We start from the raw sequence: 13,981 nt of genomic DNA, 5'->3' as shown, positions 1-13,981 counted from the left end.
TATCAGTTGTGATGCGCACGGATTGGTAGCTTTGCTACTGGAGATTCACACAGATTGTAATACAAATATAATTGTAAATCAATATTGTATATATCGAACTGACATTATTCAAGATTTTCTTTGATTTCGATAAGCATTTGCTTTACACGCTCTAACTTTGTAACCACATCAAGGTTTGTAAGAGGTTTCTGCTTGTCTTCTTTAAGACGTTGACGCGCCCCTTCAAGGGTGTAGCCTTGTTCTTTTACCAAATGATAGATAAGCTGGAGTTTCTTAACATCATCGGGAGAGAATTTCCTGCTTCCCGAACTCGTCTTTCTCGGGCTGATAATAGAAAATTCCTTTTCCCAAAAGCGAATAAGAGAAGCGTTCACATTGAATGCCTTGGCTATTTCTCCTATGGTGTAATACAGTTTATCGGGTAATACAATATCCATTTCTCTAAGAAATTATCAGTTATCAGTTACATTCACACAGCCCCAGCCGTCGTATTCTCCTTCAAAAGAAGAAGCTAGCTCTATCAGTTCCCATACGATATTGTTGATATCTAACGGACTGTCCTCACGTGTGGCTTCGACGGTGTAAGGGAAAGTATGTCCTTCGGATTTTCGTTCCTTTACTGTTTTCTCATCACTCAAACGCACTTTATAGCCTTTTTCGGCTACTTTCTCGGCAAAACCTCGTTGTTGTGCCTCACTTTTGAAGTAGATAAAATGGTCGATTTCACGAGGGACTTCCATCTTATCCCCTTTCTTCTCAAGTTGCATTAGCACTTTTCTGTTCTGCATCGTTTGATAAGAAAACTCATCAGGATAAAGGAAGTCGAAATAATCTTCCCATTGGGCATCTTCAGCGGTATTATATCCCGATTTATAACCCTCAAAAGCTTGTAACGCTTCTTCGCAAGTCTGTGTTAAAACTTCCGCATTATTACAGTAAAACCAAAGCTCTAAAAAGCCTTCGGATTTTACCACACCTGCCAATACTGCTCCTGTGGCTTCGGCTTTCTCGCTTATGGCATCTTCTATATCACAGAGTATAGGATACTCCTCCTTTGAAGGAAATCCATCAGGAGTAGGGTTTTTCATTTTTATATAAAACTGTAAACGTTGCGATAAGCCCTCGAGAGGAGCAAGCTCAAACAAGGCTAAATTGGTGCGTATAGAAGCTGGGACGCCTTCGATATGGCACATAAAGAAGTCCCAATTCTGGGGAAGATTATGGTGAGTCATATGGGTTTAATTAACAAAATACTATTTCCAATCATCTTAGTCAAGCGATTGATTTTCTTGGGTAGAAACGTGTAGCATCTCGGTGTATTCGCTCGGGGTGAGGTTGCCATAATAGAAGTGTATCGGGTTGATGTGTTCGCCGTTCTTTATCACTTCGTAGTGCAGGTGTGGAGCTTCCGAGCGACCGGTACTTCCTACCCTTCCTATGAGGTCGCCACGCTTGACGTGTTGTCCTGCACGCACGTTGTAAGCCGAAAGGTGTCCGTAGAGAGTTACATAGCCATAACCGTGGTCGATGCGAATGTGGTTACCATAACCTGAGGCATTGCTGTCGGCACGTGCTACTACACCATCGCCCGCAGCATATACAGGAGTGCCTTGGGGTGCAGTGAAGTCCATACCATAATGGAACTTACGCGCTTTGGTAAAAGGGTCGATACGCCAACCATAACCCGATGCCATATGCTTTAAATCTTTATTATTAATAGGCTGAATGGCAGGAATGGAAGACAAGAATTTTTCCTTTGCCTTAGAAAGTTTAGCAATCTCATCTAATGATTTCGACTGTACGACCAACTGTTTTCGCAATATATCTAAGCGTTTGTTTGTATTGGCAACAAGTTTGGAGTTTCCGTATTTCTCGAGGTTTTTATAGCGGTTAGGGTCTTTGAGGCTTTTGCGAACACTATCGGGGATAATAGGAGCGTTGAAGTAAAGGCGGTACATATTATTATCGCGTTCTTCAAGGTCGGCAAGCACATCTTCCGCCAATTCCATCTTTTTGTTCAGGATTTGGTAGTTGGTTTCATAGGTTTTAATCTCGCGTGCTAATACCACCTCGCGGGGGGTGAAAAACAAGCGCGAGTTAATCATTATAAAAGAGAATAAAATCCCGAAGAGTGCAGCAGCTGTAAGAAAAATCAAAGCATTGCGCACCTTTGTACGCTTTCGGGAGAGGATGCGTTTATACGAGAGCGTATCGGGGTCGTAATAATATTTTACCTTTTTCATACGGGCAAAAGTATAAAAAAAATATGATATTTGCTGTTTTATGACAAAAAAAATGTAATTTTGCAGTGAATAGGCCATAGGCAGTAGGTCATAGGCCATTGTGTTAATTATCAATTGTTAATTGATTTTATGGGGTTTTCAGAAATTATATTCATACTTTTTATGGTTTTAATCCTTTTTGGGGCTGATAAGCTCCCAAGTATTGCGCGTGGTTTAGGAAAGGCAATGCGCCAACTGCGCGATGCTACCGATGAGATTAAAACTGAAATACAACGCGGTGCTGAGAAGGCAGGTGTAGATACTAAAATTGTAGAAGAGACTCAAAAAGAAATTGAAAAAATGAAAGATTCAATGGGGAAATTGGGAAATTAGATGTAAGGCCTTAGGCCTTAGGCCACAGGCACTAGGAAAGCGACGCAAAAGCGATAGGTAGGGAAGATTTTTGTTAATCGGATAGGGTGTTCTCATTTAGAAGCCTACCCCCGTTCCTCACATACTCTGCTCTCGCAGACTTTCCGAAGAGAAGGGGACAAGCCACAAAAGCTACTTTTTGAGTAAAAAATCTTATACTTCTTATTATTATAGATTTTATTCTCAAGATATAGGTTGTTGTTTTGAACTTCTAAAATATTGGATTTCTATAAAATCTTCTTTTCCATTATTCTTAACCTCAAAATATATAAAATACCTACCTTTTAAAATAGGTCTTACATAAAGGTTTAATGTTTTGTTATATCTACCCAAATAGAGTGTATTATTAGAAAGTTCAAGCATTAATCTTTCTGTTTCTAATAATATTTTATCTGAAAACAAATAGCTCCCATTGTGTATATCCCAAAACTCAAGAGTTTCTTTGAAGCTTTCTTTAGCTTTATCAGTCCAAACTATTTCCATTTTCTTTCTCTTAGCTCTCGAATCTCTTTAAAAACATCGTCATTGCTTGTAACCATACCGAGGTTCCCTTGCTCTTTTGAGAGCGCAATAGCTTTGAGGTCTTCAGGAGTAAGAATATCAAAAGCATCTTCTTCTTTTTCAAAGTTGATTTCGGTAGCTGAAATGCCTTTTAAAAACCTTTCCAAGTATGGAATATCAAATTCTTGCACTGTTGCTTGTAATCTTACTGTACCCATAATTCTTATATTTTCGGCAAAAATAAAAAATAATTAGGAATTTAGCAAATTGGTAAATTAACTAATGAGCAAATTGCAACCTCTGATATCGGCGTTATCGAAGCGTCCTAATACTTCAAAAGTACCTTCGGGGTGTAGCTTTCCTAAATCTTGAGTAGCAATAAAACTACACGATTCTCTATTAGCCAAATCGATGATGTTAAGTCCGCCGGTTTTGCCCGTAGGCAGATAGCTTAGCGCATCATTCGTATCGCGTATAAGGATTTTCAGCCAAGGTACACACTTATAAATCCCTTTACCCGCAGAATAGGCTTGCGAAAGCAGTTCGGTCATTCCGTATTCGGAGTGAATCTTTTCGACACCAAAGCCTTTGCAGAGGAGCGCGTGCAATTCTTCGCGCACGAGTTCTTTGCGACGACCTTTCATACCACCTGTTTCCATTACAATCGTATTTTTTAAAGAGAAAGTATGCTCGGTTATAAGGTCGAGTAACGCAAACGATACCCCTATGAGCAGTACTTTCTTGCCCGAAGCATCAAGCATTTGTAAGCGCTGGGCTAAGAGGTCGTATTCGTTGAGATAAAAACCACTGTACTCACTACCTGAACGCTCAATAAGGTCGGCTACCATAGTGATAAGCGATGAGCCGGTGCGTTCTAAATACGAGGGAAGAAGGGCTAAAACTACATAATCTCCAACGTTGCCATAGAAATGTTCAAAGCCTTTACGGAAGCTTTGTTCATACAAGCTAAGTTCTTTCACATAGTGTCGGGAGGTTTGTGCGCCTGTTGTACCACTGCTGGTGAATATCTGCTGAGGTGTGGTATGACCGCAGTACACTTTTTCAGTTTTAAAACATTCGATAGGAAGAAAAGGTATTTTTTCGAGTGTGTTTACCTCATTAGGAAGGCAGTTCAATAGGGTACAAAAGCGATGGTATACCTCGTTGTTTTCGTATTGATAACGAAAAGTATCCAAGGCAACAGCTGTAAAATCTATGTTTGCTGATAGTTGAATTTTGTCGTTCGTTAAAGTGAAGTATCGCTTGGGCTATAGAAATTAATCAAAAAATTAAGTTTTTGACTCATTGATAGACTTTACCAAAGGCTTAGCACTTTGGCAAAGTGTATATCGCAAATTTTATTGATTATTCAATTTATATTTATCAATTGTGCTTAATTAAGGTAAAAGTCCTTTTAGGAGACCGAAAGAAGGGTTTAGCAAAATGGTGCTTAAAATGATGACAAGGACTACAAGCACAATTTTCACCCAAGAGGAGTACTGTTTTTTGGGAGATGCTAAGATAGTATCGTACTCTTTACGGGTTTTTACAGTAGCGATTTTCTGTTCGAAATAAATATCTATCAAAGAGGGCAAATCCTTTACGGTACGAGCTTTTGAGGAGGCGCTATTTTTTTGTGAGGTTTTCTTTTTAGCTTGCTTTTTGGGTTCTTCGGTTTTCTTTTGTCCTTTTAACTCGGCGGCGAGGTCGGCATCGTAGTCTTTACGACTTTCGGGGTCGGAAAGGACTGCATAAGCTTCTTGTAGGCTTTTGAATTTTTCGGCAAAGAAATCGTCGCCCTGATGTTTATCGGGGTGATAGGCTTTTGCGAGCTTTTTGTAGGCGTCGCGTATTTGGTCGTCAGAAGCCTTTTGGCTAACTCCTAATATTTCGTAGTAATCCTTTAACATTATAATCTTGCTTTTTGAGAGGTGTTATCGTGGCTTTCCCAGCCGATGAGTTTGTTATTTTGGAATGTGAGGGTAAGGGTTTTGTAGTGCCAACGTTCGGTAGTAGAGCCTTTGAATCCTGCACTTTGGACTTCTAACGGCTTACCGAGCGCCATTTTCACCAAAAAGTCGGGCATACCTTCGGTATATACACCTTTTTCGACGGAACTTGTGGTGGGCTCACCGTATTCACTTTTGATGAGCTCCATAATTCTGTCTTTGGTATCTTCTTCGTCTACCAAAGCATTTTGCCATTTTTGGCGTTTTTCTTCAATGGATTTTTCTCTTTTTAAGTTGGTAGTTGCCTGCATTACAAGTATATAAATGAGGTAGGCTACGCTTATTGCGAGAATAGAATAATATATCATTGTATGCTTATTTTATTATATAATTCTTCACTGAGGGTGCAAAACTACAAAAACAATTTTTAATATACAAATTTGAAAATTGGGAAATTAGATGTGAGGCCTCAGGCCATAGGCCACAGGCACTAGGAAAGACGAGGAAAAAGTGATAGATGTGAGGCCTCAGGCCATAGGCCATAGGCACTAGGAAAGACGACGAAAAAACGACAGATGTGAGGCCTTAGACCATAGGCCATAGGCACTAGGAAAGACGACGAAAAAACGATAGATGTGAGGCCTCAGGCCATAGGCCACAGGCACTAGGAATGGTAACGAAAAAACGATAGATGTGAGACCTCAGGCCATAGGCCATAGGCACTAGGAATGGCGACGAAAAAGCGATAGATGTGAGGCCTCAGGCCATAGGCAGGAGGAAAATTAGAAAATTGGGAAATTAGAGAATTAGGAAATGATGGTGCGAGCCGCACGGGCAGTTTGTGTGAACCGCACAGGTAGTTTTTAAAAAGAATAAAATAGGGATTTTCAAAAAGAAAAATATACTATGATATAGGTACCTTATACGAACCTTGAACGAATCTTGGACGATTGGTATAGGATAAAAGGTGCTTTTTTGAAAGGTGGGAATCTATAAAAAGGGGATTCTATGGTAATATATTTTGTTTTATTGGTGGGTAAGTAGAATATATTTCCTATGTGACTGGTAGCAACTCTGAAAGTCAAAAAAATATTCAGAAGGGGATTGCTGATTGGTAATTATTTTATATTTTTGCTTGAATTAAAAAAAGAGGTTGAAATAAGGAGAAGAACGACTTTTTTGTATTAAAAACTGATAACCTCGGGGGAAGGAACAAAGAGAATATGATATTTAAGTTTAAGCAATTTAACGTAAAGCAAGCACAAAGTGCGATGAAGATAGGCACTGATGGAGTGCTATTGGGGGCGTGGACGCCTATTGAGAATCCTAAAAGTATACTGGATATTGGGGCGGGGACGGGCTTATTGTCGCTAATGTTAGCCCAACGCTCTGACGCTCCTGTGATTGACGCCGTAGAAATAGACGAAAAAGCTTATATAGAATGCACGGAGAACTTCGAAGAGAGCCAATGGGGCGACCGCTTGTTTTGCTATCACGCTTCGTTTCAGGAATTTGCTTTGGAGATAGATGAAGTGTACGACCTTATCATCTCTAATCCGCCTTTCTATACCGCTGATTATAAAACAGCTGAAAAAGCGCGCAACACGGCTCGGTTTACTGATACGCTTTCGTTCTCGGAGCTCTTAGAAGGGGTAAGCCAATTACTGTCGGACGAGGGTGTTTTTAGTGTTATTTTGCCTTATAGTGAAACCGAAGGGTTTATCACTCTTGCGTCGGGTTATGGTCTTTTTCCTCAGAAAATCACTCATACGCGAGGTAATGCTACGGCTGAACTAAAACGGAGTATGCTACTACTGAGTAGAAAAGAGCTCTCCTCCTACCCTATCGATGTGCTTATTATTGAGAAGGAACGTGGGGTTTATACTGAGGCGTACAAATCTCTCACAAAGGATTTTTATTTAGGAAATTAGCAAATGAAGTGGGCTAAGGACTAAGGAGAGGAATTTGGTGATTTAGTAATTATGCTTTATCTTTGCTCTCTAAATAATAAACTCTAAAATGCTTAAATTCATTGCCTTTTTCGTCTCTTGCTTTACCTTTGCCCAACCTACTATTAAGGATATGATTGCCAAAGACTCCCTGCTCTATGCCGTCACAACCGACGGTAAACTCAAGTGCTGGAATCTTTCTACCGAAAAGAAAAACACTGTAACTCATAATTCAAGATTTACTTTTACGGCAATCGGTTCGGACAAACAACAAAACGTAGTAGTAGGGACGAACAACGGTAAACTCTTCACCCTTTCTGATAAAGGCTTGCAATTACTGCACGCAATGCAAAAGCCTTATACTATAGAACATATTGTTTTCAATTCGCAAAACGAACCTTATCTCATTATCCGCAATGCGCTCTACGCACCACTTACCCATACTTATTGGACAGCCTTTCCGCAGCAGACCACTGTAGGTATTAGGATAGAAAAGCGCGCAAAAGAGTTCTTTCGCTTTCCTTCTTGCGTGTTCGTTGATGCGCACGACGTGATTTGGATGACCAATTTTTATGGTGAATTTGGCGGTAGCTTCCAATTGTTCGATAGCAAGGAACGCAAACCTCTTAACCGCTCTATCGAAAACCTTGAGCTAGGATTGTTTTTCCCACAGAGCATTTTCAGTGATGGCAAAACCGATGCCGTGTATATTGCTTCAGGCTTACAACATCTCATCAACTCGGGCGATATTTTTAAGATAGACAATTACTCTGCCGAGAAAATACTCAATGATGATGATTTTGACCTAAACAACCGTCTTTTTATAGGAGCTTCCACCATTGACCCTGTGACCCAAACGCTGTATATTGCCACCCAAAAGGGTATTTACAAAACCTTTTTATCTGAAAGCGAAAAAATAGGCAACTTAGAACTGCTCTGCGAACCTAAGCTTCGCTGGGAGAGAGAGCCCTTGGCTATCGGTGCTAAAATGGCGATAAAGAAGTTGTTATTTGTGAGAGGCAAATTGCTGTTCCTCACCTCCCAAAATGGGATAGGGGTTTTCGAGAACGGAAATATCAGCTACTTGAAGTAAAAGATTGTCTATTATTTATTATCTTTGCAACAGAACAATCACTCTATGATAGTACCCACAGGTTTAGAAGAACGCGCAAACACCGCTGAAGCCATACAGCAATTAGCTACCTGTGCGCCTTTTGCTATTGAAGAAGAGAAAGTACAAGAGTGGTTTGAGGAGTATATGGATTAGGAAAGAAGCCAGAGAGAACTTCAGAAAAAACCATTTTGTTAATTGATAAAAGTTTTATATCTTTGCCTCAAAAAATACAGAATATTATGTCTTATACCCTTACTATTACCAGTGATAGCCCAATGGCGATGAGCTTTATAAAGTACGCAAAAAGTCTTGACTTTGTAAAGGTTACCAAAACAAAAGAGGCTAAAAAAGTAATATCCGCAACAACTGAAGAAGTTGAAGAAGACGAGTACGGTATTCCAATTAAATACCGTGAAAAAATTATGGCAATGTCTAAAGAATCTAATAAAAACATTGCACGCCGTTGGGACGAAGACCTTGCAAAATTAGAAGAAAAACAAGCTATATGATAGTAATTTCGGACACCAACATTATTTATAGCTGTTTCTATAAACCAAAAGGAGTTATAGCTACCATATTGAGTGATAAAAAGAAAACAATTCAGTTTACCGCCCCTGATTATCTTTTAGATGAGGTAGAAGAGCACTTGCCTGAAATTATGAAAGACAATCATTTGTCTAAACAACAAGCAAATGCCCTTCTCAAAGAATTTATACAGAATATTACTTTTTTCAAAGTTAAAGATATTCCAAAGGAATATATAAACAAAGCTAAAGATATAGCACAATCAATAGACCCTGATGACTATCCTTTTATTGCACTTCACCTTGAGAAAGGACATAAAATCTGGACTTGCGACTTAAAACTATCGAATGGTTTAAAAGAAAAGGGATACGATATTTGTGTAACAACTAAAGACCTTAAAGCTAAACGCTACAAGAAGAGAATTTAAAAACAACAATAGCTTCATATCACAAACAAAACTTGCCGTGCTACGACTGCTACGCTAAGATTACTTATTTGTTAATGAGTGTACTTGCTTATCTACTAATTATACATTACCTTTGCCTCGTTATTTTAGCATTTCACAGAAGATGAACCAAGAAGTATTTACTGCTCTGCAAAACAAACTGAAAGTGGGTAACCGTCGTGGCGTGCACCTCAATGCACTTCCTGGTGCTTCGCGCTATAAGTTTGATATCGCACGTCTCTCGGCTATCTTCAAGAGCTTGCCCGAACGCTTTATTCTCGACTTACTCACCTTACGCAACCTCAACTTTTCGTTTTCTATTCACGATACCGAAAGTACTGATATAGATATCCCCCGTTCCCCCCAAGGGGGACAAGCCTCTAAAAATATACCTAAAGAACGTGAGGCTACCTTAGAAAAACTGGTAGATAGCATCGAAAACCTAATGTTCCAAAGCGAGGTTATCACTTCTGAAAAAGGGGTGAACACACTCGGCTTTGGTTTCCCCATACTGTTGCGTCGGGATATGGGCGATAGACAACTAACGGCTGCGCCTATCCTAATTTGGTCGGTGAAGATAAAGCCGGCTACCCAAATGAATACGTGGGTAATAAGCCGTAGCGAGGAAGACCCTATCTACCTAAATGAGGTGCTCATAAACCACCTGCAAAACGATTCGGGCGTAAGCCTTAAACCTATCCCCGACGAGATGCTAGAAGACGGAAAAATCGATAAACCCGAACTCCACTCTCTTTGCTCGGATATCCTCAACCAACTGAAAGTTACCCAAAATTTGGATTTCCTGCTGAACAACTATACCGAGATTCTTCCCCTAAAAACCAAAGCGGAATACGAGGAACTTTTGCCTAACAAAGGTGATGCTTTTATAGAAAAATGCGGTATACTCTCCCTCTTTGAAGTCCAAAAACAGAACATTATCAACGATTACGAATCGCTGAAAAAGGAATTTATACCTTTGCAAGCAACAGCCAACGAACAATTCCAATCGCTGAGCGCTATTGAAACCGACCCCTCTCAACAGTCGATTTTGGAATCGCTGAAAAGTCAGCAGAAAATACTTATTCAAGGTCCCCCAGGTACGGGCAAGAGCCAAACGCTCACGGCGATTCTCATCAATGCTTTGGAAAACAAACAGAAAACATTAGTAGTATGCGAGAAGCAAACTGCCCTAGAAGTGCTCTACAACGCCTTGCAAAACAAAGGTTTGGGCAGGTATTGCACAATGATAAAAGATGCCATTGCCGACCGCAGGCTCATTGTTGATGCCGTGCGTAACCATATTGATAATGCCGAGTTTAAAAAAGAAACGCAAGCCTTCCTCGAAAATCTCCTTGCTGAACAAGTGCAAGCAATACGCAAAATCACAACAGATATCAATGCTATTCACCACAAACTCAACCAACCACTCCTCAACCAACTGTCGTGGACAGATGTAATGGCGGAGCTAATGCGCTACGAAACAGACAGAGAAGAACTCGACCTCTCGGCTTTTTCGTTTCAGTTTACCGATGAAGAGTTTGCCTCTCTCGCTCTCCTTTGGCAACAAGGTGAGGCGCTCTATCAGCGGTATGCGCCTTACGCTCAAAATCATTTGTTAAACCCCAAAAAACTCACCGCTACCAATCTGTTTAACACCCAACAACAACTCGCCGAAGCCTTCAAGCAATACGCCCAGCAGTGGGAGGTTATCCAGCAGCAGGTAGCTGTTTATAAAGCCTATTACTTGCACAAACGCAAAGAAGAATTTATACAACAGTTGGATACCTTAGCGCAATATCGCAATGATTATGAGCTGATTACCGCTACCCTCTCCCCCACTTCACCTGTGTATCGACCAGAGGTCACCAAAGGATTCTTCTATAAACTCTCAGCACTCTTTTCTGCCGAGAAAAAGCAGGTGCTGAAAACCCAAAAACGCTTGCAAGAACTCTGTACTGCAATTAAAGCGCTCAGTTTGCATCGCAATTTTTCGTCGATTGCTATTTCGGATAACTTATTACTCAACAAAACTGTTATCGCCGAGTACACTCCTGCTATTGCTCAAGCGCAAACCGATTTCGACAGCAAAGCCAATGCTGATTTTGCTGCCTTAGACCTGCTGAATTACTACGAACGCTCGTTTGTGAATACCGATTTAGACAAGCTCATAAGCGAAGTAAAATCGCTTAAAAACCGTATAGAAGCTGATAATTGGCTCGACACTATCAATTTTGGCAATACCTTTGCCGAGTTTGAAGCCTTTATCACCCGCAGTTTAGCGACTTACAACAGCTATCAAGCCGACCCTGCACAGCCTTTGGTAACACAGTATGAGTGGTTTGCATTCTTCCAATCGCTCAACGATTTCCAAGAGCGCATTGTTTTATCACTTACCAAAGTAACCCATTGGGAAGCTTCCTTCCTCTACGCCTATTACACCTTGCTCTTGCAACGAAATGCCGATGATACGCTAAACTTCAACGAGCGCGATTATGCCGATTTTAAAAAGAAAGTACACTACTTCGCCTCTGCCCAAAAAGATTTTATCGAGGGCTACTGGAATACCCAGCAACGCAAAGCTGTAAAAACGTTTGAAGAGACCAACAAAGAGCTCACTGTGGCAAACCTCTACAACAAGCGCAAAAGTGAAAAACACAACCGACTTACCTTGAGACAAATAGCGATGAAGGACACTGACCTCTTTACGAGTTTCTTCCCTATTATCCTCACCACCCCCGATGCTTGTTGCAATCTGTTTGAGGGTAAGAATTTCTATTTCGACAATGTAGTGTTTGACGAGGCGAGTCAGCTGAAACTTGAAGACAACCTGCCGGCTATGCTCAAAGGCAAGACAATTATCATTGCAGGTGATGAACACCAAATGCCTCCGTCTAACTATTTTAGCAAAGTATTCGACGGTAGTGCTGAAGATGAGGACGACAACGAGGAAGAAGATGAAGTACTCACCTACAAAAATGCGATGCTAAACATAGAGTCGCTCTTGGATTACGCTTTGGAATACCAATTCAGTAAGAACCATTTAGATTTTCACTATCGTTCTAAACACCCTTATCTGATTGATTTTTCTAACCACGCTTTCTACAACGCCCGATTGCGTCCGCTACCCAGCACCGAAAATCGTATCCCTATCCATTTTACTCAGGTAAATGGCACTTTCGATGAGCATATCAACCGTGAGGAAGCCGCCGAAGTGTTGCGTATCCTCTCACAAATAGAGCCTCGTCCTGACGGTAGTTACCCATCGGTAGGGATTGCGACTTTCAATATCACCCAGCGCAACTACATACGCAAACAGATACTCCAAAAGCAAAACGACCCTACTCAAACGGCTTTCCGCGAGAAAATCAACGCCTTAGAACAAGCAGGACTCTTTATCAAGAACTTGGAGAACATACAAGGTGACGAGCGCGATATCATCATCTTATCGGTAACTTATGGCAAGAAGAAAGGCGGCAAGTTCGTACAGAGTTTTGGTCCGCTGAACTTCTCCAAAGGCTACAAACTGCTGAACGTGATTATCACCCGCGCCAAGGAACAGATATACGTGTGCAACTCTATCCCCGAAGAATTGTTAGCCACCTATAAAGAGGCTTTAGCGCAAGAAGGCGCTAACAACCGCCGCGCTGTGCTCTACGCCTACCTCGCCTACGCTCGTGCCGTAAGCGACGGCAATGATGCCCTCCGCCGTGAAATCCTATCGGAACTCGACCTCTACGGACACAAACACACCGATATCGACCAGCAAAGTAAAAGTGCTTTCAAAGAACAAACCTACCGTCAGCTCAAAGAAAAATACCCCGACCAGCGTATTACAATGGACTACGAGTTTGGGGGTTATACTATCGATATTTTGTTAGAGCCCAAAGAAGGCAAGCCTGTAGCTGTAGAATGCCTCAGCAAACCTCTTTACAACAACGATTTAGCCTATTTAGAAGACCTGCACAAAGAAAAAATATTGCTCAACGCCGGCTTTGACTACAAAAGAAAATGGGCGAAATGAGTGCACAGGCAGGTGGAATATCAGAAAGACCGTAACAAGAAAAATAAAAAAGCGACTCCTAAGGAGTCGCTTTTTCTATACGGAATTATATCTTTAGTTAAACGTTTATTTTACTTTTTCTACAATAGCTTTGAACGCTTCGGGGTGGTTCATTGCCAAATCGGCAAGAACTTTACGGTTGAGCTGGATATCAGCTGCTTTAAGTTTACCCATAAATTGAGAGTAAGACAATCCGTGCAAGCGAGCTCCTGCGTTGATACGCACAATCCACAAAGCGCGGAAGGTTCTCTTCTTGTTACGGCGGTCGCGGTAAGCGTACTGCATTGCTTTCTCAACAGCGTTTTTGGCTACCGTCCAAACGTTTTTTCTGCGGCCAAAGAAACCTTTGGCTTGCTTCATTATTTTTTTTCTACGAGCTCTACGAGCTACAGCATTTACTGATCTTGGCATAAATTCCTTTTTTTAATTTTTGTAGCAGGTGGTTTGTGCTTAAAACAAACGCTTAGGGGTACCTACTCCACGGTTATTAATTTCCTACTATTTAAACAATTATTTTAAGCCTAATTGTTTCTTCACGCTTGCTTCGTCGTTAGAGTGAACGAGCGTAGCGTGGGTGAGTGCTAACTTGCGTTTTTTAGCTTTCTTAGTTAAGATGTGGCTTTTGAACGCGTGTTTTCTCTTGATTTTACCAGAGCCGGTGAGCTTGAAGCGCTTTTTAGCTCCAGATTTAGTTTTAATTTTTGGCATTTGCTTAGATTTTTATTGATATAATTCCGTCCTCCCCCTGCCCCTCCCAAGGAGGGGAGTTATGGGAGTTTATTTT

17 protein-coding genes are annotated in these 13,981 nt (G+C 41.0%); 7 read left to right on the top strand and 10 right to left on the bottom strand.

Features of this window, described 5'->3' with window-relative positions:
- Nucleotides 1-104 precede the first annotated feature (104 nt).
- Genes ACSQ7D_RS07770 through ACSQ7D_RS07760 form a run of 3 tightly spaced genes read right to left on the bottom strand, consistent with a single transcriptional unit; the run spans nucleotide 105 to nucleotide 2,243 of the window.
- Nucleotides 105-437 (bottom strand): MerR family transcriptional regulator, encoded by a 333-nt coding sequence (locus ACSQ7D_RS07770; RefSeq protein ID WP_437135840.1) that lies wholly within the window; start codon nucleotides 435-437, stop codon nucleotides 105-107.
- 15 nt (nucleotides 438-452) lie between these two features.
- Nucleotides 453-1,232 carry a DUF695 domain-containing protein gene (locus tag ACSQ7D_RS07765; RefSeq protein WP_437135839.1) on the bottom strand — a complete coding sequence of 260 codons (780 nt, stop codon included), beginning with the start codon at nucleotides 1,230-1,232 and terminating at the stop codon, nucleotides 453-455.
- Nucleotides 1,233-1,268: 36 nt separating this feature from the next.
- The gene (locus tag ACSQ7D_RS07760; protein ID WP_002675822.1) at nucleotides 1,269-2,243 is read right to left on the bottom strand and encodes a M23 family metallopeptidase; all 975 of its coding nucleotides are present in this window, start codon (nucleotides 2,241-2,243) and stop codon (nucleotides 1,269-1,271) included.
- Nucleotides 2,244-2,372: 129 nt separating this feature from the next.
- On the opposite strand from ACSQ7D_RS07760, the gene ACSQ7D_RS07755 reads away from it, so the two are divergent.
- Nucleotides 2,373-2,615 (top strand): Sec-independent protein translocase subunit TatA/TatB, encoded by a 243-nt coding sequence (locus ACSQ7D_RS07755; RefSeq protein WP_009420160.1) that lies wholly within the window; start codon nucleotides 2,373-2,375, stop codon nucleotides 2,613-2,615.
- A 222-nt stretch (nucleotides 2,616-2,837) separates the two neighbouring features.
- Here the strand turns inward: ACSQ7D_RS07755 and ACSQ7D_RS07750 are convergent, their stop codons facing one another.
- The 5 genes from ACSQ7D_RS07750 to ACSQ7D_RS07730 all read right to left on the bottom strand — a co-directional run bounded on the left by ACSQ7D_RS07750 (nucleotide 2,838) and on the right by ACSQ7D_RS07730 (nucleotide 5,472).
- Nucleotides 2,838-3,137 carry a type II toxin-antitoxin system RelE/ParE family toxin gene (locus ACSQ7D_RS07750; protein ID WP_181831485.1) on the bottom strand — a complete coding sequence of 100 codons (300 nt, stop codon included), beginning with the start codon at nucleotides 3,135-3,137 and terminating at the stop codon, nucleotides 2,838-2,840.
- Nucleotides 3,128-3,373, bottom strand: coding sequence for a hypothetical protein (locus tag ACSQ7D_RS07745; protein ID WP_264855445.1), 246 nt, complete (start codon nucleotides 3,371-3,373; stop codon nucleotides 3,128-3,130). Before ACSQ7D_RS07745 ends, ACSQ7D_RS07750 begins: the two co-directional genes overlap by 10 nt.
- Nucleotides 3,374-3,430: 57 nt before the next feature.
- A complete protein-coding gene (locus ACSQ7D_RS07740) occupies nucleotides 3,431-4,351 on the bottom strand; it encodes an acyl transferase (protein ID WP_437135838.1) in 921 nt (306 codons plus the stop codon).
- A gap of 201 nt (nucleotides 4,352-4,552) precedes the next feature.
- Nucleotides 4,553-5,065 carry a DnaJ domain-containing protein gene (locus ACSQ7D_RS07735; protein WP_437135837.1) on the bottom strand — a complete coding sequence of 171 codons (513 nt, stop codon included), beginning with the start codon at nucleotides 5,063-5,065 and terminating at the stop codon, nucleotides 4,553-4,555.
- Nucleotides 5,065-5,472 (bottom strand): hypothetical protein, encoded by a 408-nt coding sequence (locus tag ACSQ7D_RS07730; protein WP_314783919.1) that lies wholly within the window; start codon nucleotides 5,470-5,472, stop codon nucleotides 5,065-5,067. The genes ACSQ7D_RS07735 and ACSQ7D_RS07730 overlap by 1 nt, the downstream gene beginning before the upstream one ends.
- An 855-nt stretch (nucleotides 5,473-6,327) precedes the next feature.
- On the opposite strand from ACSQ7D_RS07730, the gene ACSQ7D_RS07725 reads away from it, so the two are divergent.
- The 6 genes from ACSQ7D_RS07725 to ACSQ7D_RS07700 all read left to right on the top strand — a co-directional run bounded on the left by ACSQ7D_RS07725 (nucleotide 6,328) and on the right by ACSQ7D_RS07700 (nucleotide 13,158).
- Nucleotides 6,328-7,035 carry a tRNA1(Val) (adenine(37)-N6)-methyltransferase gene (locus ACSQ7D_RS07725; protein ID WP_437135836.1) on the top strand — a complete coding sequence of 236 codons (708 nt, stop codon included), beginning with the start codon at nucleotides 6,328-6,330 and terminating at the stop codon, nucleotides 7,033-7,035.
- 88 nt (nucleotides 7,036-7,123) lie between these two features.
- The gene (locus tag ACSQ7D_RS07720; protein WP_437135835.1) at nucleotides 7,124-8,146 is read left to right on the top strand and encodes a hypothetical protein; all 1,023 of its coding nucleotides are present in this window, start codon (nucleotides 7,124-7,126) and stop codon (nucleotides 8,144-8,146) included.
- Between the two features lie 45 nt (nucleotides 8,147-8,191).
- Nucleotides 8,192-8,320: a hypothetical protein gene (locus ACSQ7D_RS07715; RefSeq protein WP_437135834.1), complete on the top strand. Its 129-nt coding sequence runs from the start codon at nucleotides 8,192-8,194 to the stop codon at nucleotides 8,318-8,320.
- A gap of 86 nt (nucleotides 8,321-8,406) precedes the next feature.
- Nucleotides 8,407-8,676 (top strand): glutaredoxin-2 domain protein, encoded by a 270-nt coding sequence (locus tag ACSQ7D_RS07710; RefSeq protein WP_437135833.1) that lies wholly within the window; start codon nucleotides 8,407-8,409, stop codon nucleotides 8,674-8,676.
- Nucleotides 8,673-9,119, top strand: coding sequence for a PIN domain-containing protein (locus tag ACSQ7D_RS07705; protein WP_437135832.1), 447 nt, complete (start codon nucleotides 8,673-8,675; stop codon nucleotides 9,117-9,119). Before ACSQ7D_RS07710 ends, ACSQ7D_RS07705 begins: the two co-directional genes overlap by 4 nt.
- Nucleotides 9,120-9,261: 142 nt before the next feature.
- Complete coding sequence (locus tag ACSQ7D_RS07700) at nucleotides 9,262-13,158, top strand: AAA domain-containing protein (protein ID WP_437135831.1); 3,897 nt, start codon at nucleotides 9,262-9,264, stop codon at nucleotides 13,156-13,158.
- A 105-nt stretch (nucleotides 13,159-13,263) separates the two neighbouring features.
- Here the strand turns inward: ACSQ7D_RS07700 and rplT are convergent, their stop codons facing one another.
- Both rplT and rpmI read right to left on the bottom strand, forming a co-directional pair.
- The gene (rplT, locus tag ACSQ7D_RS07695) at nucleotides 13,264-13,608 is read right to left on the bottom strand and encodes a 50S ribosomal protein L20 (RefSeq protein ID WP_002674637.1); all 345 of its coding nucleotides are present in this window, start codon (nucleotides 13,606-13,608) and stop codon (nucleotides 13,264-13,266) included.
- Nucleotides 13,609-13,707: 99 nt separating this feature from the next.
- On the bottom strand, nucleotides 13,708-13,905 hold the full coding sequence (gene rpmI, locus ACSQ7D_RS07690; RefSeq protein ID WP_002674635.1) for a 50S ribosomal protein L35: 198 nt from the start codon (nucleotides 13,903-13,905) through the stop codon (nucleotides 13,708-13,710).
- Nucleotides 13,906-13,981: the final 76 nt, after the last annotated feature.

The organism is Capnocytophaga sp. G1920 (genome assembly GCF_051417515.1).
The sequence above is the reverse complement of the archived record's forward strand: the minus strand, read 5'-3'. Positions and strand labels throughout refer to the sequence as shown.

What these genes read in the sequence shown, in the direction of transcription:
- ACSQ7D_RS07770 (WP_437135840.1), bottom strand. Translation starts at nt 437, where the DNA reads ATGGATATTGTATTACCCGATAAACTGTATTACACCATAGGAGAAATA.
- ACSQ7D_RS07765 (WP_437135839.1), bottom strand. Translation starts at nt 1,232, where the DNA reads ATGACTCACCATAATCTTCCCCAGAATTGGGACTTCTTTATGTGCCAT.
- ACSQ7D_RS07760 (WP_002675822.1), bottom strand. Translation starts at nt 2,243, where the DNA reads ATGAAAAAGGTAAAATATTATTACGACCCCGATACGCTCTCGTATAAA.
- ACSQ7D_RS07755 (WP_009420160.1), top strand. Translation starts at nt 2,373, where the DNA reads ATGGGGTTTTCAGAAATTATATTCATACTTTTTATGGTTTTAATCCTT.
- ACSQ7D_RS07750 (WP_181831485.1), bottom strand. Translation starts at nt 3,137, where the DNA reads ATGGAAATAGTTTGGACTGATAAAGCTAAAGAAAGCTTCAAAGAAACT.
- ACSQ7D_RS07745 (WP_264855445.1), bottom strand. Translation starts at nt 3,373, where the DNA reads ATGGGTACAGTAAGATTACAAGCAACAGTGCAAGAATTTGATATTCCA.
- ACSQ7D_RS07735 (WP_437135837.1), bottom strand. Translation starts at nt 5,065, where the DNA reads ATGTTAAAGGATTACTACGAAATATTAGGAGTTAGCCAAAAGGCTTCT.
- ACSQ7D_RS07730 (WP_314783919.1), bottom strand. Translation starts at nt 5,472, where the DNA reads ATGATATATTATTCTATTCTCGCAATAAGCGTAGCCTACCTCATTTAT.
- ACSQ7D_RS07725 (WP_437135836.1), top strand. Translation starts at nt 6,328, where the DNA reads ATGATATTTAAGTTTAAGCAATTTAACGTAAAGCAAGCACAAAGTGCG.
- ACSQ7D_RS07720 (WP_437135835.1), top strand. Translation starts at nt 7,124, where the DNA reads ATGCTTAAATTCATTGCCTTTTTCGTCTCTTGCTTTACCTTTGCCCAA.
- ACSQ7D_RS07715 (WP_437135834.1), top strand. Translation starts at nt 8,192, where the DNA reads ATGATAGTACCCACAGGTTTAGAAGAACGCGCAAACACCGCTGAAGCC.
- ACSQ7D_RS07710 (WP_437135833.1), top strand. Translation starts at nt 8,407, where the DNA reads ATGTCTTATACCCTTACTATTACCAGTGATAGCCCAATGGCGATGAGC.
- ACSQ7D_RS07705 (WP_437135832.1), top strand. Translation starts at nt 8,673, where the DNA reads ATGATAGTAATTTCGGACACCAACATTATTTATAGCTGTTTCTATAAA.
- ACSQ7D_RS07700 (WP_437135831.1), top strand. Translation starts at nt 9,262, where the DNA reads ATGAACCAAGAAGTATTTACTGCTCTGCAAAACAAACTGAAAGTGGGT.
- rplT (WP_002674637.1), bottom strand. Translation starts at nt 13,608, where the DNA reads ATGCCAAGATCAGTAAATGCTGTAGCTCGTAGAGCTCGTAGAAAAAAA.
- rpmI (WP_002674635.1), bottom strand. Translation starts at nt 13,905, where the DNA reads ATGCCAAAAATTAAAACTAAATCTGGAGCTAAAAAGCGCTTCAAGCTC.